Source organism: Bacteroides sp. AF25-5LB, from assembly GCF_003602965.1.
Classification (GTDB): Bacteria; Bacteroidota; Bacteroidia; order Bacteroidales; family Bacteroidaceae; genus Bacteroides; species Bacteroides uniformis.
The window spans coordinates 479323-500770 of record NZ_QTMC01000001.1 but is presented as its reverse complement, the minus strand read 5'-3'; the positions used below and the strand labels follow the sequence as shown (position 1 = coordinate 500770).

The window sequence follows — 21448 nt, the reverse complement described above, 5'->3', positions numbered from 1 at the left end:
TAATCGTAAATCTATTTATTTGTTCTTAACTATTTGTGCCATAAACTCTGCTTCGCAGACCACCTTTTCGCCTACGAACACATAACCTTTCATGGTGGAGATGCCGCGGCGTATGGGGGCCATCAGCTCTACACGGAAGATGAGCGTGTCTCCCGGTACCACTTTCTGGCGGAATTTCACACCGTCAATCTTCATGAAGTAGGTGGAGTAACGTTCCGGTTCATCCACCGAATTCAGTACAAGCAAACCTCCCGTCTGTGCCATTGCCTCTATCTGCAATACACCGGGCATTACGGGTTCCTGCGGGAAGTGTCCCTGGAAGAAAGGTTCGTTGGAAGTTACGTTCTTGACACCTACAATGTAGTTGGCACCTATTTCTATGACTTTGTCCACCAATTGCATCGGGTAACGGTGAGGCAGAAGTTCGCGGATGCGGTTTACATCCATAATCGGTTCGCGGTTGCAGTCGTAGGTAGGAGCCTGTATTTCGTGCAGGCGGATTTCCTTGCGCATCTGGCGAGCGAACTTATTGTTGATGGTGTGTCCCGGGCGGGTAGCGATGATACGGCCCTTGATGGGCTTGCCTATCAAAGCCAGGTCACCGATGACGTCGAGCAACTTGTGGCGGGCGCATTCATTGGGCCACACCAAAGGTTTGTGGTTGATATATCCCAATTGTTTGGCGTCCATGTGAGGAACACCCATCACATCGGCCAGCTTGTCATAGTTCTCCTGGGACATTTCGCGTTCGTAAATAACAATCGCATTGTCAAGGTCGCCGCCCTTGATAAGACCGGCTTGCAGCAACGGCTCAATTTCGCGTACAAACACGAAAGTACGGCTTGCGGCGATTTCATCCTTGAACTTCGTCATGTCTTCCAGCGTTGCAAACTGGTTGGGGAGGATGTTGGAGTCGTATGATACCAATACATTCAAGCTGAAGTTCTCGTCCGGCAATACGATGATGGAAGAGCCGGTTGTTTCGTCACGGAATTCAATTTTGGACTTGATGATATAGAAATCTTTTACGGCATTTTGTTCTACAGTGCCTACGCGCTCTATTTCGTTGACATAATATTGGGCGCTTCCGTCCAGAATGGGAAATTCCGGTCCGTTTACCTGTATCAGGCAGTTATCGATACCCAATGCATAGAGGGCTGCCATACCATGCTCCACTGTGCTTACCTTTACTCCGTTTTTGGAGATTACAGTTCCACGGGTAGTTTCGGATACGTTGTCTGCAACGGCATCGAAGGTTGGCTGTCCTTCCAGGTCGATACGTTGGATTTTGTATCCATGGTTATCCGGAGCAGGATTGAAAGTAACGGTTAGGTCAAGTCCCGTATGAAGACCTTTTCCACTAAGCGAAAAGCTATCTTTCAGAGTCTTTTGTTTTAACATTGGTTACTTATTTAATTGTTGTTTAAGTTCATTCAATTCTTTGCGGAGCTGGCGTAGCTCCACTTGCATTTCCGGCAAACTTCTTTGTACGATGGATGCCTTGAAATATTGTTTCAGCTCCATAGGAGGGGTGCCGATAAGCTGGCTGCCGTCTTTTATGCTACTGGGAACACCAGACTGTGCGCCAAGGTTTACTTTATTGCCAATATGAATATGGCCTGCAATGCCTACCTGACCGCCGAACATGCACCATTCTCCTATCTTGGTAGAACCTGCTATACCTACTTGCGCCGCCATTACGGTGTGGGAGCCTATTTCATCGTTGTGTGCCACCTGGATTAAATTATCCAGTTTCACGCCGCTATGTACGATGGTAGCTCCCATAGTAGCACGGTCCACACACGTGTTGGCACCGATTTCCACATGGTCTTCCAGAATGGTAATGCCTATTTGCGGGATTTTTTCATAACCCTCGGAAGTGGGGGCGAAGCCGAAACCGTCTGCACCGATAACGCAACCGGAGTGCAGGATACAGTGGTTTCCTACCCGGCAATCGTGGTAGATGGTTGAATTGGCGTAAATAATACAGTCATTGCCTACTTTGGCACCGCTGCCAATCGTGACGTGCGGATGAATGACCGTATTGTCTCCCACCTCTGCATGCTCGTCAATGCAGGCAAAAGGCGCAATGTAAACATCCTTGCCAATTTTAGCTGTTTCGGCAACAAATGCCAGAGAGTCAATTCCCACTCGCTTTGGTTTACTTTGCTCATAAAGATTTAGCAATTTAGCAAGACTTTCATACGCATTGTCCACTTTAATCAAGGTAGCTTTCACTTCTTGTTCCGGAACAAAGTCCTTATTTACCAGAACAATGCTTGATTGGGTTTCGTATATGTAGGGGGTATATTTGGGGTTGGATAGGAAGGAGATGGCTCCCGGTATTCCCTCTTCGATTTTCGCAAAGGTGTGAACGGTAGCATTCTCGTCTCCAACAATTTCTCCTTGGATAAATGTTGCAATTTGTTTAGCAGAGAACTCCATGTCTTATTCTTGTTAGATGGTTTCAAAACGCAAATAACGGACTTTTTTTTTATATTTCCTTGTCCTGAGGTGAATATTTTATACTTATCTATGCAAACGTTGGTAGCATAAGTAGTATTTTTTTTACTTTCTTGGACAGAAGAGAGATATTGAGCATATCCGATGCTTCGGCAATATTCTTGATGCTGCCGTCGTTGTAGAGGATGTCAATACTGTCATCTGCCTCGTCGTACATATTCTTCTCGATGCTGGGGGTAGAGATGAAATATCTCGCTTCGGAGAGAGGGATGTTCAGTTGTTCACTGATTTGCAAAGTTAGTGCTTTTTTCCGTTCCTCACTAATAGGTTCGGTAGAAATCTCAACTTTGAAGATGTTTCGGTTAATCATGCCGGCGCTCAAGGTGGACAAAACCTTGTCCGAATGACGGCTCCATACCTTGAGGGCAGTCCAGATGTCATTATCGTCCAACTGAATGAAATTCTCCAAACATTCGGGATTGTTGTAGAATGCCTCCCGGCTGATGTCGTTGTATAGAAAGAATTTCAAGGCGGGTGAGGCAAAGAGGTCTATGCCGCGGCTTGCCAGTTCCTTGGCGCGGAGCAGGGCGCTAATCAGCATTTTCTCGTAGGCAACGGAGGTCTTATGCAGGTAGACCTGCCAGTACATCAGGCGGCGGGCGGTGAGGAAGTTCTCAATAGAATAGATGCCTTTGGACTCTACTACCAGGTGGTCATCCTTTACATCCAGCATCTTGATGATGCGGGCGGAGCCAATGTTGCCTTCGGTCACTCCGGTATAGAAGCTGTCGCGGCGCAGGTAGTCCAGGCGGTCCATATCCAGTTGCCCGCTTACCAGTTGGTGCAGGAAGCGCTTGGGGTATTCATCCTTGAAAATTTGAATGGCGAGTGTCAACTGTCCGTTCATTTCCTTGTTGATACGTTCCATCAGCATCAAGGAGATGTCTTCGTGGGAGACGCCCTGTACGATAGTATTTTCCAGTACGTGGGAGAAGGGGCCGTGGCCGATGTCGTGCATCAGGATAGCGGCTTCCACAGCTTCGGCTTCGCTGTCGAAGATAAAGTTTCCTTTGGTGGCAAGTTGCTGGATGGCCTCACTCATCAGGTAGAAGGCTCCCAAAGAGTGTTGGAACCGTGTATGCTGCGCACCGGGATATACGACAGAGGACAACCCCAGTTGCTTGATACGGTTTAGACGTTGCAAAAGAGGATGTCGTACAACATCGTACAACAACCCCTTTGGTATGTTGATGAACCCGAAGACAGGGTCGTTGATAATCTTTCTTTCGAACATTAAGCGTTAGCCGTTAATCACTTTTTTCAACTCTTCCGCCATCTGTGCCTGCACTTCTTGGGCTGCTTTTCGGCTGGCGGCGGCGAAGTTCTCTGTCTTGTCCACGTAGATGATGCCACGGCTGGAGTTGACAATCAGGCCGCAAGTCTTGTTCATGCCATACTTGCAGACTTCTTCCAGGGAGCCGCCTTGTGCGCCTACGCCGGGAACCAATAGAAAGTGTTCGGGAACAATCTTGCGGATATCTTCGAAGGCGCGGCCTTGTGTGGCGCCTACTACGTACATCATCTGTTCGTCACTGGCCCACTCCTGGGATTTGCGGAGCACTTTTTCGAAGAGGCGTTCGCCGTTGGTGTCTTCCGTCAGCTGGAAGTCGTGCGAGCCTTTGTTGCTGGTCAACGCAAGCAGGATTACCCATTTGCCTTCGTACGTAAGGAACGGGGTCACACTGTCTTCGCCCATGTAGGGAGCTACGGTTACGGAATCTATATCCAGCTCTTCGAAGAAGGTGCGGGCATACATGGCAGAGGTGTTCCCGATGTCACCGCGTTTGGCGTCGGCAATGATGAATTGGTCGGGATAGTTCTGCTTGATGTAATTTACGGTTTTCTCGAAAGCTATCCAGCCTTTCACGCCCATACTCTCATAAAATGCCAGATTGGGCTTGTAGGCGATACAGAGGTCGGCAGTAGCGTCGATGATAGCTTTGTTGAAAGCGAATATAGGGTCTTCCTCTTTCAGAAGATGTTCGGGTATTTTCTTGATGTCGGTGTCAAGACCTACGCAAAGAAATGACTTCTTGCGCTTGATGTTCTCGAATAATTGCTGTTTGTTCATATTATTTTTTAGTTACGGGCTACAAGCTACGAGCTACGAGAGATAGCGTGTGGGCTGGCAGCTGGTTGTTTTTTTAGTTATGAGTTACGAGCTACTTGTCACTTGTTTCTTGTAACTATCTTACAGCTCGCTCTCTTTCAGCCTTTCTGCATTTTCCGCCACAATCAGGTGGTCGATGCAGTCTTGGATGTCTCCGTCCATAAAGGCGGCGAGATTATAAATGGTGTAGTTGATGCGGTGGTCGGTGATGCGTCCTTGCGGATAGTTGTAGGTGCGTATCTTGGCAGAGCGGTCGCCAGTACTGACCATCGTCTTACGCTTGGAGGCGATATCGTCGATGTACTTCTGGTGTTCCTTGTCGTAGATGAAGGTACGTAGGCGCGAGAGGGCGCGTTCCTTGTTCTTGGGCTGGTCGCGCGTCTCGGTACATTCGATGAGGATTTCTTCGACTATGCCTGTGTTGGGATTCTTCCAGTTGTAGCGCAGGCGCACGCCGGATTCCACCTTGTTCACGTTCTGACCGCCGGCACCACCGCTTCGGAAGGTGTCCCACTTGATTTCACCTTCGTTGATAACTACGTCGAACTCTTCGGCTTCGGGAAGCACGGCTACACTGGCGGCTGAGGTGTGTACCCGTCCTTGCGTTTCTGTGGCCGGTACGCGCTGCACGCGGTGCACGCCCGATTCATATTTCAGTGTGCCGTATACATTGTCGCCCGTCACGGAGCAGACAATTTCCTTGAAACCGCCGGCTGCACCTTCGTTGGCGCTGGATATCTCCATTTTCCATCCCTTGGATTCGCAATACTTGGTGTACATGCGGAAGAGGTCGCCGGCAAAGATTGCCGCTTCGTCACCACCCGTGCCGCCACGAATTTCGAGGATGGCATTACGGCCATCCTGCGGGTCGGCGGGGACGAGCAGCAGCTTTATCTGCTCTTCCAGTTCCGGTTGGCGGTTTTGGCAGGCATCCAGCTCTTCGCGTGCCATTTCGCGCATCTCCTGGTCTGTTTCGTTGGCGATGATTTCTTTGGCTTCTTCTATGCCACGCAGTACTTGCATGTACTCTTTGCGGGCATTCATCAGGTCGCCCAGTTCTTTATATTCTTTGGTGAGCTTGACGTAACGCTTCTGGTCCGCAATCACTGCCGGGTCTGTAATCAAGGTCGACACTTCTTCGAAGCGGGCGACAAGCCCTTCCAGCTTTTCGAGTATGGTATTGTTGTCTGCCATATATTTAATACTTGAACTCTCCGAATTCACTCTTGATAATCAGTTCTTTCTTGTCGCTTTCTTCCACGCGGCCTACAATCTGTGCATCGATGTTGAAACTCTTCGAAATAGCAATCACCTCTTCTGCATGTTCGGGAGAGAGGTACACTTCCAGGCGATGTCCCATATTGAACACCTTGTACATTTCGCTCCAGTCCGTATCGCTCTGCTCCTTGATGGTCTTGAACAACGGTGGAACGGGGAAGAGATTGTCTTTGATGACACGGCAGTTGTCTCCCACAAAGTGCAGTACCTTGGTTTGTGCGCCGCCCGAGCAGTGTACCATACCGTGGATTTGGGGACGGAGCGCATCGAGCAGTTTCTTTACTACCGGTGCGTAGGTGCGGGTAGGGGAAAGTACCAGCTTTCCTGCATCCAGCGGACTGTCTTCGACACTGTCTGTCAGTTTTAGCTTGCCACTGTATACCAGTTCTTCGGGTACAGCCTTGTCATAGCTTTCAGGGTATTTCTCTGCCAGGTATTTGGAGAATACATCGTGGCGTGCGCTGGTCAGTCCGTTACTGCCCATACCGCCATTGTATTCTTTCTCATAAGTAGCCTTTCCGTAAGATGCCAGACCAACAATCACATCGCCCGGACGGATATTGGCATTGTCTATAACATCTGAGCGCTTCATGCGGCAGGTCACTGTCGAGTCTACGATAATGGTACGTACAAGGTCGCCCACGTCGGCTGTTTCGCCACCGGTGGCATAAACGCCTACGCCCATCTCGCGGAGTTCGGCAAGTAGTTCGTCCGTACCGTTGATGATGGCTGAAATTACTTCGCCGGGGATGAGAAGTTTATTACGTCCGATGGTAGAGGATACCAGAATATTGTCTACCGCACCCACACAAAGCAGGTCGTCGATGTTCATAATCAGTGCATCTTGTGCAATGCCTTTCCACACACCCAGGTCGCCGGTTTCCCTCCAGTACATATAGGCAAGACTGGACTTGGTGCCTGCTCCATCGGCATGCATAATGTTGCAATACTCCGGGTCACCGCCCAAAATGTCGGGGATAATTTTGCAGAAAGCCTGCGGGAAAATACCTTTGTCGATATTCTTGATGGCGTTGTGCACATCTTCCTTTGATGCGCTGACGCCTCGCATCATGTATCGTTGATTACTCATGAGATAATAGGTTTGTTCAATTGAATGTGCAAAGATACATCTAATCTTCTACAACACAAAGCGAGGCACAAAGTTTCTCGCCTTTGTGCCTCGCTATAGAGTTGTGTATTTATCAGAATTGTACCTGGGGAGCTTGTTCCGTTCCTTCTGCCGCTTCGAAATAAGCTCGTTTCTCAAAACCGAAGAGACCGGCAAGGATATTCTTGGGGAAACGGCGAATGGCTGTATTGAAGTTCTTGGCTGCATTGTTGAAGTTGGTACGTGCTACGTTGATACGGTTTTCCGTACCTTCCAGCTGTGCCTGCAGTTCCAGGAAATTCTGATTTGCTTTCAAGTCCGGATAGTTTTCTGTGATGGCAAGCAATTTACCGAGGGCAGAAGTCACCGCACCTTGTGCTTTCTGATATTCAGCCAGCTTTTCCGGAGTAAGGTCTGCAGCATCCACTTTGATTTGAGTGGCTTTGCTGCGGGCTTCTACTACACCTTCCAGTGTTTCCTTCTCGTGCGTGGCATATCCTTTCACGGTATTCACCAAGTTCGGAATCAGGTCGGCACGGCGTTGGTATTGGGTTTCTACGTTCGACCATTGTCCGCTGACATTTTCGTCCATGGTTACGAGTCCGTTATAGCCGGTTACACCCCAAATGGCGAGAAGAGCTATAACAACGATAATGATAATGGTTGATTTCTTCATACTTTTCATTTTTAGGCCTCACCTCCGATTCCTCTCCGATAGAGAGAGGGGAGGAGGGGAAGGCAGTTATTAATCATTTAATTATATTCTATGTAAACGTTTTATTTTCTTCCAGTATCCTCGAAGGTGTGTCAAAACGGTTGATGGCGCACAGATGACACATCCTCGGCGTTAGAACCGGGAACCGGCTCCACCGCCACCTCCCATACCGCCTCCGAAGCTACCACCGCTGAAGCCTCCTCCGCCATTTCCGCCGAAGAGACCTCCACCACCGAAGATGACCGGACCACCTCCGCCTCCTCCCCGGTAGTTTTCATCGTATGACTGCTGGCGGCGCACTACTTTATGTCCGCAATTGCGGCAGGTGTAGGTCACATCTTCCGTTTTCACTCCATTGCGGCGTGAGATGAGTATGCTGCTGCTACGTTGCAATTTATGTTGTCCGCAGTTGGGGCATTTGTTGGCAGCGCGTTGGGCAAGGATGCCTATAATAGATGCCACTGCGAGGAAACCGATAAGTCCCAGTAGGATACCTCCTACGGAGAGGTCATCCTCCTCTTCCGTGTCATTCACCATAGTGCCGTCAAGACGTGAACAGACCGCCTTTACACCCGCGACCATTCCGGCATCCCAATTACCGTCTTTCAGATAGGGAATCATATATTTGGTCTGTATGCGTTTGCAGATGGCGTCAGGCAGGTCCCCTTCCAAACCGTATCCCGTATAAAACTGGATGCAGCGTTGATCGGTTACCAGCAGAATGACCAGACCGTTGTTTTTCTCTTTTTTCCCTACTCCCCATTCATTGAGCAGCCGGTGTGAGAAATCAAAACAGTCTTCTTGTCCGATGGAGGGAACAACGGCAACTACCGTTTCAATACCCGTCTGCTGCTCCAATGCGTAGAGCATGCGGTCTATGTCGGCACATGCCTCTTTGGATAAGATGTCGGCAGGGTTGCAGACATAACGCGTCTTGTCCTGAAGGTGTACTTTAGGAATGTTCTTAGTGGTGTAGACTTCTTGTGCCTGCAAGGATATGAACAAGCACAGGAAGAATGCTATGGAAATAAATCGTTTCATATTACCAATGTTTGTTGCGGCGAAGATAGGAAAAATCACGTCAATGTATGTATTTCCCTACGAATTTCTTTACATGCTCGGTGTATTCCTGCGGATAATCCTTGTAAGACATGGCATGTGTGGCACCGGGTACAATCCATAATTCTTTGGGTTCGGGCTTGGCTTCATAGAGGGGATAAACCATCCACGTCGGTACAAAGGTGTCGGCATCACCGTGGATGAAGAGCATCGGCAAAGTACATTTCTTTACTTGCTCCAGGGCAGAAGCTTCGCGGAAATCCCATCCGTACTCCTGCCGGCAAAGCCAGCTTGCAGTATGCAGTAGGGGGAAAGAGGGCAGTCCGAACTGTTCTTTCAACTCCCCGCGAAACTCATCCCATACGCTTGTGTAACCGCAGTCTTCCACAAAACACTTGATGAATGGCTGTTGGTATTGTCCGTGTTCCACTTCGCCGGATACCATCATGGTGGTGGCGGCTCCCATGGAGATGCCGTGTACTACCATCTTTGTACTGCGGGACGCTATGCTGTCCGTATGGCTGCGTCCGAAAAGCTCATCGGCGGTTTCGGTCCATTGCAACACGTCGAGCCGGTCTTTCCAGCCCATCTGTACATGGTTTCCTTCGCTCATCCCGTGTCCGTAAAGGTCGGGCAGCAGGATATTGAAGCCCATCTCCTTGCTGTACAAATAACCTATCATCAGCATGCGCACGGCGTTGTCCGTATATCCATGTACGATGACTGCCGTTTTGTCGGTAGGGCGGGCAGCGGCAACATAGAGCGCATGCAGCGTCTCTCCGCGGTCGTTCTCGATGTAGAAGTCCTTCAGTGCTCCTGCGGTCATCAGGCTATCCACCCAGGGGTGCAGTTCGGGGTAGCGCTCGTACATGAAATCGTAGGATGCGGCTATGTTGCGGCTGCGTGAAACGAGGTCGTCCGGTTTCAGGGAATAGCCCAGCATATAGTACCCTCCGCACAACAGTAGGGTGCAGAGGGCGGCCAGACTGAGAATTGAATATTTTATGGCTTTTTTCATTATTTATTCCAAATTTCCCATGCGGCAAAGGCCTGCAACAGCAACATCTCCAGTCCGTTCTTGGTGACGGCTCCTTGTGCCTGGCCTTTCTTCATGAAGAGGGTTTCGTTTGGATTATATAACAAATCGTAGAGCAAATGGTTGGGGGTCAGTAGCTCGTAAGGAATGTTGGGACAGAAGTCCACTTTGGGGTACATGCCTACGGGGGTACAGTTGACAATCACCGTGTACTCCTGCATGATTTCCGGTGTCAGCTCTTCGTAAGTGAGGTATTTGTCCTCTTTCTTGGTGCGCGATACGAAGGTACTTTTTATACCCAGGTTCTCCAGCCCGCGATATACGGCTTTCGATGCGCCGCCGGTGCCCAGAATCAGGGCTTTCTTGTGATGTGGTTGCAAAAGCGGTTCTATGGATTGTGTGAATCCTATGATGTCGGAATTGTAGCCAACCAGCTTTACCTTGCCTTTGGGAAGGCGGATAATCTTGATGACATTGACGGCGCCTATCTTGGCGGTGTCTTTGTCCAGTTCGTCCAGATAGGGGATGACTTGCTCCTTGTAGGGAATGGTCACATTCAGTCCACAGAGGTTAGGGTTTTCCTCTATAACTTCCATGAAATCCTCGATACGTGGAATTTCGAAGTTTACATATTCTGCATCAATGTTTTCTGCCGTGAATTTCTCATTGAAATATCCGATGGAAAAGGAATGTTTCAACGGGTAACCTATTAAACCGTATTTCTGCATAATGAGGGTGTGTTAAAGGGGAATTAATGATTATTTTCTGGCTGTATACAACGTACATATTCCGAAAGTGAGCCGCTTGAAGTGTACTTCACTGAAACCGGCCTTGCGGATAACTTCCTGCATCACTTCTCCTTGAGGGAAGGCACGGATGCTTTCCGGCAGATAAGTGTAGGCGCTGTTGTCTTTCGAAATACATTTACCGAGCAGGGGGATAACGACTTTGGAGTAAATGGTAAACAGTTGTTTCATCGGGAAGCGGTCCGGCGTGGAGAGTTCCAGTATGACAAGATGTCCGCCGGCCGTCAGTACGCGGCACATTTCGGACAGTCCTTTATCCAGCCCTTCGAAGTTGCGGATGCCGAACGCTACGGTTACAGCATCGAAACTCTCATCGGCAAACGAGAGAGAGGTGCAGTCCTCCCGGGCAAATGAAATCTTGTCCGAGAGGTGCGCCCGTTTTACTTTTTCGCGCCCCACATTCATCATGCCTTCCGAGATGTCGGTACCAATCAAAGCATCGGGTTGCAGTTCGCGGCATGCAAGGATGGCGAAATCACCGGTGCCGGTAGCTACGTCCATGATACGTCGGGGGTGGAAAGGAAGGAGGTATTTGATTGCCTTCCTGCGCCAGCTGCGGTCAATACCCATGGATAGGGTGTGATTCAGCTTGTCGTAGGCGGGAGCGATGTTGTCGAACATTTCTTCCACTTGTTCGCTCTTCTTACCGTCAGCGCCGTAGGGCTTGATGTGTTCTTGGGGGTAATCCATGATTTTTTTATGTGCTAATGTGCTGATACGCCAATGTGCTAATTGGCTGCGCTATTATGCCGCAAGGTCATTAGCACATTGGCATATTATCACATTAAGTAATTAGTTACATTCTTTTCAATGCGTTCGGCAATGTTGTCGGTATCTTCCTTTACGAACTTCTCGCCAGTGATGTGTTCGTACAGTTCGATGTAACGTTCGCTGATTGAAGTAACGATTTCGTCTGTCATTTCCGGTACCTGCTGTCCTTCCTTACCCTGAAAACCGTTGTCCATCAGCCATTCGCGTACAAATTCCTTGGAAAGTTGTTTCTGCGGTTCGCCTTTGGCAAAACGTTCTTCGTAGCCTTCGGAGTAGAAATAACGGCTGGAGTCCGGGGTATGGATTTCGTCCATCAGATAAATCTTGCCGTCGTGCTTACCGAATTCGTATTTGGTGTCTACCAGAATCAATCCGCGTTCCGCTGCAATCTCTGTACCGCGTTTGAAGAGAGCCATTGTGTATTTTTCCAATACGGCATATTCTTCGGGCGTGGCAAGTCCTTGTGCTAGGATTTCTTCTTTGGAGATGTCGGCATCGTGTTCGCCAATTTCGGCTTTGGTAGTCGGGGTGATGATGGGTTCGGGGAACTTCTGGTTCTCCTTCATTCCTTCGGGCAGTTTCACACCGCAGATTTCACGGACACCGCTTTTGTAAGCGCGCCATGCACTGCCGCAGAGGTAACCGCGTACAATCATTTCTACGGGGAATCCTTCACACATCACGCCTACCGTCACCATCGGGTCGGGAGTAGCCATTTTCCAGTTGGGGCAGATGTCGGTGGTGGCATCCAGAAACTTGGCTGCAATCTGGTTCAGCATTTGTCCCTTGAAAGGAATGCCTTTGGGCAATACTACGTCGAAGGCTGAGATACGGTCGGTAGCTACCATGACCAACTTCTCGCCATTGATGTTGTACACATCACGAACCTTCCCATGATAGACACTTTTCTGTCCGGGAAAGTTGAAATCTGTTTTTGTTAATGCTTTCATCTTTGTAATATTTACGATTTGAGAATTTACTGTTTCTGTTCAATCTTGCTATTGGCTTGTTCGGCCTTGCGTCTTTCGCGCTCCGCTTTCGCTTCTTTGTCAAACTTTTCGTAGGCCTCCACAATTTGGGTGACAAGCTTATGCCTTACGATGTCTTTCTTGTTCAGTTCCACGAAGCTGATGCCTTTCACTCCTTTCAGAATACGGAGTGCCTGCACCAGACCGGATGTCTGGGAGGAAGGCAAGTCAATCTGCGTCATGTCTCCCGTGACAATCATCTTGGTGTTCATTCCCATGCGGGTGAGGAACATTTTGATTTGCTGGGTGGTGGTGTTCTGCGCTTCGTCCAGAATGACGACGGCATCGTTCAGTGTGCGTCCGCGCATAAAGGCGAGGGGGGCAATCTGGATGATGTTCAGCTCCATGTACTCTTTCAGCTTGGCAGCAGGTATCATGTCCTGCAGGGCGTCATAGAGCGGTTGCAGATACGGGTCTATCTTGTCCTTCATGTCGCCGGGCAGGAAACCGAGCTTTTCTCCGGCTTCTACAGCGGGGCGGCTGAGGATGATTTTCTTGATTTCTTTGTTTTTCAGTGCCCGCACAGCAAGCGCGATGGCAGTATAAGTCTTTCCGGAACCGGCAGGACCGATGGCAAACAGCATGTCGTTCTTGGCAAAAGCCTCCACCAGTTTCAGCTGGTTCTCGCTGCGCGGGATAATCGGCTTTCCGGTTACGCTGAATACAATGACATTGCCCGATTTCTCTGCTTGCGGGGCATTGCCTTTGATGATGTCTATAATGACCTCTTCTTTCAAAGAGTTGTACTCGGCACAGTGTTTTTCCAGTTTGGTGATGTTCTCCTCGAATGCACACATTTCCTCCTCATCACCCAATACTTTGATGACATTGCCACGGGCGATGATACGAAGCTTGGGATACAGGGCTTTTATCAGTTGCATGTTGGCGTTGTTTACGCCGTAGAATATTACCGGATCAATATCTTCAAGAACAATCAGTTTTTCTATCATTGATATGCTTTAAAGTTCAATTCGTTCTTTTAGTGAAACGTTTTGCAAATGTAGTGAAACGTTTGGATACTTAAATGGTTCTATCGGGTATTTTTTTTGCAGAGGCTTCGGGTAGATTGCCGGCAATTGTTGCACGACGATGCCGTTTCCTTTTTTTGAGCATCCGATGCGTTGCCGGTTCAGCGTCTGCTCCTTCATGTTGAAGATGATATTGGGGTCGAAGTGCTGGCCGTTGACTCGTGTCTCAAAGTGGAGATGCTCGGTAGAGGCGCGTCCGGTACGTCCGGTCAGTGCGATGGGCTGTCCGGCTTTGACCGTGTCGCCACAATGTACAAGGTTTTTGAAGTTGTGGCTGTATATCGTTTCCAGTCCGAAGTCATGGCGTACGACAACGACATTGCCGTAGGCGCTGTAAGGCTTGGACATCCGTACTACGCCGTTGAAGGCACTCCGTATGGTGTCTTTGGCGCAGGTCTTGATGTCTATGCCGCTGTGGCGTCCCCGCCCCCGTCCGTAAGGGGAGATGACTTTTCCTCCGGGCAGAGGAAAGGAGTATTCCGTGTCCGGAATGTCCTCCAAAGGTAGCTCTATCAGTTCTCTTTGCGAAAACAGTCCTGGAGTGGCAACGCGGATATGGTTGGTTTCCATGGCGGAAAAGACCGCTTTTTTCCCTTGTGCCGTGGCACCAAGGGCTATGAGTAGGAGAGGGACAAGAACGCGTATTCTCATTTATTCAAAATATTGTATGGTCCCACCGGTAGAGGAAGCATATTTCTCCAACAGTCCCAATATCATTTCGGCTGCTTCTTTCAGGCCTTCCTGCCCGTTGTAGCCGTTGACAATGGCAAGGATATGGCGGGTTTCCAGTTTCATCTTGGTGCGTTCGTGGTCACTGGTCGGGGTACCGATACCGCCTATACGGTCGCGGTAGACGGGTAGCCCTTCTATGTTCAGCATGCCACGGCCTATACCCTCGAACGATTCCTCTGCACGTCCTATGCCCAGTTCAAGGTCGGTTCCTTGTATCTCGTCGGCATCAAATCCGCCGATAGAGTGACCCGTACGTAAGGAAACAAGGTTGATAAGGTCTACCAATGTATCTATCTGATAGAGTTCCAATCCGCGTAGCAGTCGTCGTCTCAGTGCTTCGGCCGAGGGACGGTAGCGGCTGGGGTCTTTGCCGCAACGTTTGTAGGCTTCACGGGTGGCGGCAATGACAGGTTGGTACTTGATGCTGTCCGTGGTTTCACGGGCTCTTAGCTCTTGGGTGAAAGTTGCGATTTCCTGCCACAACCCTTCGCTATATGCGGTATTTGTCACTTCGGCAAATACGGCCGCACCACGGAATTCGGAGCAATTCTGTTTGATTTCTTTAGAAAGTGTGATATGATACATTATAATATGCTTGAATATGTTCTTTATCTCAATTTCATTTTAACATGATTCCTGACAGTAATCTTCCGGATTTGATACCCAGCCTGCGTGCGGAGAAGAATTCTTCGTGTCGGGTGTATGTGCAGATGCCTGCCGTCTCCACTTGTGCGGAAGGTACTCCGAAGTCCAGCAGTTGCAGTCGGTTGGCAGCCCATAGGTCGATATGGTATTTGTGGGTGTCGGGTTTCCATTCGGAGATGTAATCCATCTGGAAACCGTTCTTGCGGAATGTTTCATAGACTTCGTCGCCTACCTCGAAGGCAGAAAGGGAGATGCCGGGGCCGATGCAGGCTATCACTTCTTTACCCTCTGTGCCATAGCAGGCACTCATCTTGTCGAGTGTGTGGCCGAGGATGTAATTCACAGTGCCACGCCATCCGGCATGAACAGCGGCTATCACGGCATTCTTCCGGTCGTAGAGCAGGATGGGAATGCAGTCTGCCGTAGAGATGCAGATGCAGCAGCCCGGTTCACGGGTTATCAGTGCATCAATGCCCTGCAACATGGAGTGGCGTTCTTCTGCTGTTGCATGCAGATAAGTTCCGTCAATGACAAGTGCCTTTGTCCCGTGGGTCTGAAACGGGATGACCAGTTCTTGGGGGCGTTGGGGCAGGGAAGAACATACTATTTCCTGGTTGCGGCGTACAGCTTCGGCTTCGTCTCCCGTGTAAGGTGTACAGTTGAGGGAGGCATAGTTACCTTGGCTGCATCCACCGTGGCGGGTGGTTACAAAACAAGAAATGCCGGGATATGAGGCAAGCAGCTCATATCCCAACATTTTCCTATCTTCTGTAAGAGGAATCATTTTTTATCTTCCTCCCAATCTTCTTCGTATTCAAAGTCCTCGAGGTCCTCTATGTCCTTGTCGTCATTGACGTATTCATAGCTGAGGTCCTCGTCCTCACCCTCTTCTTTCAATTCTTCCTGCAGGTGGCTGAGGTCTTTGGCGCGATGGGCAATGCTGTCCACTTTGCCTTCTATCTTATTACTTTCCTTGTTCAGCTCTTCCCAAAGGATGTCTTTCAGCGTAGAGATGCCCATGCCGGAGACAGCAGAGATGAATATATGCGGAATCCCTTCGGGCAGTGTCGGCTCTATCTCGTCCATCAGTTCCTGGTCGAGCATGTCGCATTTGGTGACGGCAAGCACTCTCTGTTTGTCCAGCATTTCGGGGTTGAAAGTGCGAAGCTCGTTCAACAGGATTTCGTATTCCTTACGGATGTCGTTACTGTCGGCAGGCACCATGAACAGCAACAATGAGTTGCGCTCGATGTGGCGCAGGAAACGCAATCCTAAGCCTTTGCCGGCACTGGCTCCTTCGATGATGCCGGGAATGTCCGCCATCACAAACGATTTGCTGTCGCGATAGGACACGATGCCCAGATTGGGTTCCAGCGTTGTAAACGGATAATTGGCGATTTTGGGCTTCGCCGCAGAAACGGATGCCAGTAAAGTGGATTTTCCTGCATTGGGGAAACCTACCAGACCGACGTCTGCCAGCAGCTTCAGTTCCATGATTACCGTCAACTCCTGCATCGGTTCGCCCGGTTGTGCAAAGCGGGGAGCCTGGCGTGTGGCGGTTTTGAAGTGCCAGTTACCCAGACCTCCGCGTCCGCCTTTCAGCAAGATGACTTCTTGTTCGTGCTCGGTGACGTCGCAGATATATTCACCCGTTTCGGCGTTGTACACCACCGTGCCGCAGGGCACTTCAATCACCTTGTCCGCTCCGTCTTTTCCGAAACTGCGGTTTTTGGAACCGGATTCTCCGTGACCTGCCAGGATGTGGCGATCGTACTTCAGATGGAGTAGCGTCCAGTAGTTGCGGTTACCCCGCAGGATGACATGGCCTCCTCGTCCTCCGTCACCTCCGTCGGGGCCTCCGTTGGGTATGTATTTCTCACGCCGCATATGCGTAGAACCTCGTCCGCCCTTTCCGGAGCGGCAATATATTTTTACGTAGTCAACAAAATTCGATTCAGCCATATTCTGTTTTATTGTTATTTCACTGCGTCAATAGCCTTGCAAACATCGGCAAAGATTTCTTCCAATACGCCGAAGCCCTGGATGTGTTGGTATTTGCCGTCCTGCTTGTACCAGTCAATCAGCGGAGCTGTCTGTGAGTGGTAAACCACCAGACGCTTCTTGATTGTCTCTTCATTGTCGTCTGCACGTCCTGATTCTTGTCCGCGCTTGATGAGGCGCTTCATCAGTTCTTCTTCGGGCACGTCGAGGTCGAGCATCACGCTGACTTCCTGTCCGCGTTCGGCGAGCATCTTCTTTAATGCTTCAGCCTGGGCGATTGTTCTGGGGAAGCCGTCGAAAATCACGCCTTTGCTATCCTTGAAGCTGTCGAATACGCTTGCCAGAATATCAATCATCAACTCATCGGGAATCAACTGGCCCTGGTCGATATAACCTTTAGCAGTCTTGCCCAGTTCTGTACCGTTTTTCATTTCAGCACGGAGCACGTCTCCGGTAGAGATGTGGTTAATGCCATACTTTTCTACAATCTTTTCACTTTGTGTTCCCTTACCTGAACCGGGAGCACCAAAAATTACAATGTTCAACATTTGCTTAGTTATTATTTAATGATTTACTATATTATGTCTGTATCAGTCTACTACAGTATAAATGTCGGGATAGTTGCGCCCGAAGCCGTCATAATCCAACCCGTAGCCCACAATGAAGTCGTTCGGAATATTCATGGCCACATATTCTATGTTTAAATCAACTTTCAGCTTATCAGGTTTCACCAGTAGGGAGGCAATATGAATCTCCCTGGGACCGCGAGTGCCGAGGGTGTCCAGTAAGCGTTGCATGGTGAGTCCCGTATCTACTATGTCCTCTACAATGACCACTGTACGGTCTGTGAGGTCTTCATTGATGCCTATTACTTCCTTGATTACCCCGGTAGAGGATACTCCTTGATAAGATGCTAATTTGACAAACGAAATTTCGCAGGGAATCGTGATTCGTTTCAGCAAATCGGCGGTAAACATGAACGAACCGTTCAGTACGCTGAGGAATAGAGGATTCTTTCCTGCCAGGTCGCGGTTGATTTCGTTCGCTACACGGGTTACTTCTTTCAGTATGTCCTGCTCCTTGATGGAGACTGTGAACATCTTGTCTTTTATTTGTATGGTATCCATAGATGGGATGTTTTTAGAAAGTTGCCGCAAAAATACGATTTTTATTCCACTCCATGCATCATCTTCTGTAATTTCTTTGAAAGCAGGAAGAGGATAAGCGATGCCGTGGCAGACATGACGACGAACACCATGAAGAAATCGTACATCGTCTCGATGCGATAACCCAGCAGCGTCTTTACTTTTCCGGCTTCGGGGTAGAGCCCGCTCAGCGTGCCTGCAAACTTATTGGCAGTGGCGGTGGAGAGGTACCATATCCCCATCATCAGCGAGGCGAAGCGGATGGGCGTGAGCTTGTTCACCATGGAGAGCCCGATGGGCGAGAGGCAGATTTCGCCCATGGTATGGATGAAGTAGAGCCCCGTCAGCCAGATGAGACTCACCTTGATGCCCGGCTGAACATCTTTCACCCCAAAGCAGATGACGAGATAGCCCAGTGAAAGCAGTAGCAGGCCGATGGCTTGCTTGGTGGGCGAGGCGGGCTCCATGCCCCGTTTGCCCAGGGCGCCCCATACGCCCGGCATGATGGCGGCAAGTATCACCACAAAGAAGGGGTTGAAGGACTGAATCCAGGAGGCGGGCATTTCCCACCCCAGGATGACGCGGTCGGTCTGCTCGGAGGCGAAAAGCGTGAGCGAGGCGCCTGCCTGCTCGTAGGCCGCCCAGAAGAAAATGACGAAGAAGGCGATGATGTAGATGACGAAGATGCGGTCGCGCTCCGTCTTGGTGAGTGAGCCTTCCAGCAGGATGCTGACGGGAAACACGATGCAGGCGGTGAAGATGCCGATGCTTATCCAATCGCTCCCGAAACACCAGTAGAAGAAACCGGCAAGCGCGATGGCGAGCAGGACGAGCAGCAGGTAGTTGCGCATGGGCCGTCCGTTGGCGTGGGCACTCTTCCGGGCGGTGTTGTCTGCCTGGGGCCGTTCCTTGTGGGCGTCGGGGATGATGCCGAGGGGCTTGCCGTCGGGGCCGATGAGGTACTTGTTCTTCTGGGTTTCGAAGAGGACGACCGTCAGCACGGTGACGATGGCGGCAATGAGGAAGCCCCATCGGAAGTCGTGAGGGTTGCCCGTCTCGCCAAAATAGCCGCAGACCAGCGGGGCGAGGAAGGAACCCACGTTGACACCCATATAGAAGATGGTGTAGGCGGAATCCAGCCGTTTGTCACCCGGCTCGTAGAGCTGCCCCACCAGGGAGGAGACGGTGGGCTTGAAGCAGCCGTTGCCCAATATAAGGAAAGTCAGTCCGCCGTACATCAGCCAATGCGAAAGCTCACGCGCCTCCAGCATCGAGGCACTGGCAAACATCAGGAACTGGCCGACTGCCATCATCATGGCCCCCCAGAAGACGGAACGGCGGATGCCCCAGTATTTGTCGGCGATGTAGCCGCCGATTAAGGGTGTCAGGTACACCAGTCCGGTGTAGCTGCCGTAGATGGAGGCGGCGTGCTCCTTGTCGAAAAGGAGTGCCTGGGTGAGGAACAGAATGAAGATGGCACGCATGCCGTAGTAGCTGAAACGCTCTGCCGTGCTGGTGGCGAAGATGAGGTAAAGACCTTTCGGGTGTCGGGATGTACTCATTGAATATGCTTTTATTGTTTTGGCTTTTATTATATGTTGAGGGTACAAAATTAGTCATTATTTTGCGTAAGTTAATGGGTATAATTAGAAACTTGCCGACAAGCCTGCGGGAACTTGCCGACAAGCTTGTGCAAACTTATCCGTAAGCCTACGCAAACTTAAAACAGAATTTCTGTTTCTGTAAATAAAGCTTTTGTTTATAGAAATAGAGCTTTTGTTTCTAAGAATAAAGGCTTTGTTCTAAGAATCCTTTGCATTGAAGACAACTTTTCCTTACAGAGCAGATATTTTTTCCCGGGGGACAAAGCAACTTGATAAAAAACGTCTTCTCTTTGTACAGTTGAAATCAAAGCCCTATCTTTGCTCTACGATTTTAAGATAATCCTATTATGAAGATATTTCCTACTACAAGCATCAAGCAACTGGATGCAGATACCATAGAGAATGAACCGATTGCCTCCATTGACTTGATGGAACGTGCCTCACGCGCATTGGCCCGTGCCATTGCCGAGCGTTGGGAGCCGGACACGCCGCTCACCGTTTTTGCCGGACCGGGGAACAACGGTGGCGATGCGCTTGCCCTGGCGCGACTGCTGGCCGGGAAGGGCTACCGGCTCGAGGTGTATCTCTTCAATACGAAAGGGACGCTTTCGCCGGACTGCGAGACGAACAAGGAGCGGCTGGCCGACGTGCCGGGCGTGGACTTCCACGAAGTGACCACTCAGTTTGTGCCTCCTGTGCTGACGGCGGACCATGTGGTGATAGACGGCCTCTTCGGCAGCGGTCTGAACAAGGCTCTGAGCGGCGGTTTTGCAGCCGTAGTGAAGTACATCAATGCTTCGCCCGCCACGGTGGTGTCCATCGATATCCCATCGGGACTGATGGGTGAGGACAACACCTACAACGTACATACGAATATCGTCCGTGCCCATCTGACACTGAGCCTGCAATTGCCGAAACTGGCATTTCTCTTTGCCGAGAACGAGCCGTATGTGGGCGAATGGCAGTTACTGGACATCGGGCTCAGTGAGGATGCCATTCATGATATGGAAACGGACTTCTGCCTGCTGGAGCATGAAGATGTGTCTGCCCTGCTGAAGCCGCGCAGCCGGTTTGCCCATAAGGGGAATTTTGGCCGCGCACTGCTGATAGCCGGTTCGCAGGGGATGGCGGGAGCTTCGGTGCTGGCTGCGCGTGCGTGCCTGCGTTCGGGTGTGGGGCTGCTGACGGTACATGTGCCGTTCTGCAACAACTTCATTGTGCAGACTTCCGTGCCCGAAGCCATGACGGAGCTGGACATCAGCGACACCTGCTTTGCCGCCGCTACTGATACGGACGATTATCAGGCCGTGGCGATAGGTCCGGGACTGGGAAAGGCGGCAGAGACCGAGGCGGCTCTGCTGGAGCAGATAGAGATATGCCAGACTCCGATGGTGGTGGATGCTGATGCCCTGAACTTGCTGGGCGAGAAGCGTAACTATATAGGGCGTCTGCCCAAAGGGAGTATTCTGACTCCGCACCCCAAGGAACTGGAGCGTCTTGTAGGCAAATGCCAGAATTCGTACGAACGCTTGATGAAGGCTCGCGAGCTGGCGAAGAGCGCCGGAGTGCATATCATCTTGAAAGGCGCTTATTCTGCCATTGTCACTCCTGCCGGGAAATGTTTTTTCAACCCTACCGGCAATCCGGGTATGGCAACGGGAGGCAGCGGTGATGTGTTGACGGGAGTGGTGCTTGCCTTGCTTGCCCAAGGTTATGAGCCGGAGAAGGCTGCCTGCCTGGCCACGTATGTGCACGGACTGGCGGGAGACATAGCCTGCAAGAAGCAGGGGGCAGTGGGGATGACGGCGGGGGATATGACTGCTTGCTTGCCGTTGGCGTGGAAGATGCTGGAAGAATAA

20 protein-coding genes and 1 pseudogene are annotated in these 21448 nt (G+C 50.4%); 1 reads left to right on the top strand and 20 read right to left on the bottom strand.

The window, feature by feature from the left end:
* Positions 1–15 precede the first annotated feature (15 nt).
* From DWY57_RS02120 to DWY57_RS02025, 20 genes and pseudogenes are all read right to left on the bottom strand, one after another.
* The gene (locus DWY57_RS02120; RefSeq protein ID WP_005823709.1) at positions 16–1401 is read right to left on the bottom strand and encodes a bifunctional UDP-3-O-[3-hydroxymyristoyl] N-acetylglucosamine deacetylase/3-hydroxyacyl-ACP dehydratase; all 1386 of its coding nucleotides are present in this window, start codon (positions 1399–1401) and stop codon (positions 16–18) included.
* Between the two features lie 3 nt (positions 1402–1404).
* Positions 1405–2445 carry a UDP-3-O-(3-hydroxymyristoyl)glucosamine N-acyltransferase gene (gene lpxD / locus DWY57_RS02115; protein WP_117599417.1) on the bottom strand — a complete coding sequence of 347 codons (1041 nt, stop codon included), beginning with the start codon at positions 2443–2445 and terminating at the stop codon, positions 1405–1407.
* An 84-nt stretch (positions 2446–2529) separates the two neighbouring features.
* Positions 2530–3757 (bottom strand): annotated as a pseudogene (locus tag DWY57_RS02110) (HD domain-containing protein).
* 6 nt (positions 3758–3763) lie between these two features.
* Entirely contained in the window at positions 3764–4594 is an 831-nt protein-coding gene (gene pyrF / locus DWY57_RS02105; protein ID WP_117599419.1) for an orotidine-5'-phosphate decarboxylase, read from the bottom strand.
* A gap of 120 nt (positions 4595–4714) precedes the next feature.
* The gene (prfA, locus tag DWY57_RS02100) at positions 4715–5827 is read right to left on the bottom strand and encodes a peptide chain release factor 1 (RefSeq protein ID WP_117599420.1); all 1113 of its coding nucleotides are present in this window, start codon (positions 5825–5827) and stop codon (positions 4715–4717) included.
* A 4-nt stretch (positions 5828–5831) separates the two neighbouring features.
* Entirely contained in the window at positions 5832–7001 is a 1170-nt protein-coding gene (locus tag DWY57_RS02095; protein WP_117599421.1) for an AIR synthase-related protein, read from the bottom strand.
* 112 nt (positions 7002–7113) lie between these two features.
* Positions 7114–7695 carry a LemA family protein gene (locus tag DWY57_RS02090; protein ID WP_117599456.1) on the bottom strand — a complete coding sequence of 194 codons (582 nt, stop codon included), beginning with the start codon at positions 7693–7695 and terminating at the stop codon, positions 7114–7116.
* A 171-nt stretch (positions 7696–7866) separates the two neighbouring features.
* Positions 7867–8775, bottom strand: coding sequence for a TPM domain-containing protein (locus DWY57_RS02085; protein ID WP_117599422.1), 909 nt, complete (start codon positions 8773–8775; stop codon positions 7867–7869).
* Positions 8776–8815: 40 nt separating this feature from the next.
* Complete coding sequence (locus DWY57_RS02080; RefSeq protein WP_117599423.1) at positions 8816–9811, bottom strand: alpha/beta hydrolase; 996 nt, start codon at positions 9809–9811, stop codon at positions 8816–8818.
* On the bottom strand, positions 9811–10557 hold the full coding sequence (locus DWY57_RS02075) for a shikimate dehydrogenase (RefSeq protein ID WP_005835363.1): 747 nt from the start codon (positions 10555–10557) through the stop codon (positions 9811–9813). Before DWY57_RS02075 ends, DWY57_RS02080 begins: the two co-directional genes overlap by 1 nt.
* Before the next feature lie 30 nt (positions 10558–10587).
* Positions 10588–11325 carry a bifunctional demethylmenaquinone methyltransferase/2-methoxy-6-polyprenyl-1,4-benzoquinol methylase UbiE gene (gene ubiE / locus DWY57_RS02070; protein WP_098032550.1) on the bottom strand — a complete coding sequence of 246 codons (738 nt, stop codon included), beginning with the start codon at positions 11323–11325 and terminating at the stop codon, positions 10588–10590.
* An 89-nt stretch (positions 11326–11414) separates the two neighbouring features.
* Positions 11415–12356 carry a phosphoribosylaminoimidazolesuccinocarboxamide synthase gene (locus DWY57_RS02065; protein WP_117599425.1) on the bottom strand — a complete coding sequence of 314 codons (942 nt, stop codon included), beginning with the start codon at positions 12354–12356 and terminating at the stop codon, positions 11415–11417.
* A gap of 26 nt (positions 12357–12382) precedes the next feature.
* A complete protein-coding gene (locus DWY57_RS02060; RefSeq protein ID WP_117599426.1) occupies positions 12383–13384 on the bottom strand; it encodes a PhoH family protein in 1002 nt (333 codons plus the stop codon).
* 9 nt (positions 13385–13393) lie between these two features.
* Positions 13394–14113: a M23 family metallopeptidase gene (locus tag DWY57_RS02055; RefSeq protein ID WP_117599427.1), complete on the bottom strand. Its 720-nt coding sequence runs from the start codon at positions 14111–14113 to the stop codon at positions 13394–13396.
* A complete protein-coding gene (locus tag DWY57_RS02050; protein ID WP_117599428.1) occupies positions 14114–14779 on the bottom strand; it encodes a phenylalanine--tRNA ligase beta subunit-related protein in 666 nt (221 codons plus the stop codon). It abuts the gene before it with no gap.
* A 34-nt stretch (positions 14780–14813) separates the two neighbouring features.
* Positions 14814–15623, bottom strand: coding sequence for a peptidoglycan editing factor PgeF (gene pgeF, locus DWY57_RS02045; protein ID WP_117599429.1), 810 nt, complete (start codon positions 15621–15623; stop codon positions 14814–14816).
* The gene (gene obgE, locus DWY57_RS02040) at positions 15620–16801 is read right to left on the bottom strand and encodes a GTPase ObgE (RefSeq protein WP_119961261.1); all 1182 of its coding nucleotides are present in this window, start codon (positions 16799–16801) and stop codon (positions 15620–15622) included. The genes pgeF and obgE overlap by 4 nt, the downstream gene beginning before the upstream one ends.
* A gap of 14 nt (positions 16802–16815) precedes the next feature.
* Positions 16816–17388: an adenylate kinase gene (locus tag DWY57_RS02035; RefSeq protein ID WP_005823672.1), complete on the bottom strand. Its 573-nt coding sequence runs from the start codon at positions 17386–17388 to the stop codon at positions 16816–16818.
* 42 nt (positions 17389–17430) lie between these two features.
* A complete protein-coding gene (gene hpt, locus DWY57_RS02030; protein WP_005823670.1) occupies positions 17431–17967 on the bottom strand; it encodes a hypoxanthine phosphoribosyltransferase in 537 nt (178 codons plus the stop codon).
* Between the two features lie 41 nt (positions 17968–18008).
* The gene (locus DWY57_RS02025) at positions 18009–19547 is read right to left on the bottom strand and encodes a peptide MFS transporter (protein ID WP_117599431.1); all 1539 of its coding nucleotides are present in this window, start codon (positions 19545–19547) and stop codon (positions 18009–18011) included.
* 389 nt (positions 19548–19936) lie between these two features.
* Between DWY57_RS02025 and DWY57_RS02020 the strand changes: the two genes are divergently transcribed.
* Positions 19937–21448, top strand: coding sequence for an NAD(P)H-hydrate dehydratase (locus DWY57_RS02020; RefSeq protein WP_119961260.1), 1512 nt, complete (start codon positions 19937–19939; stop codon positions 21446–21448).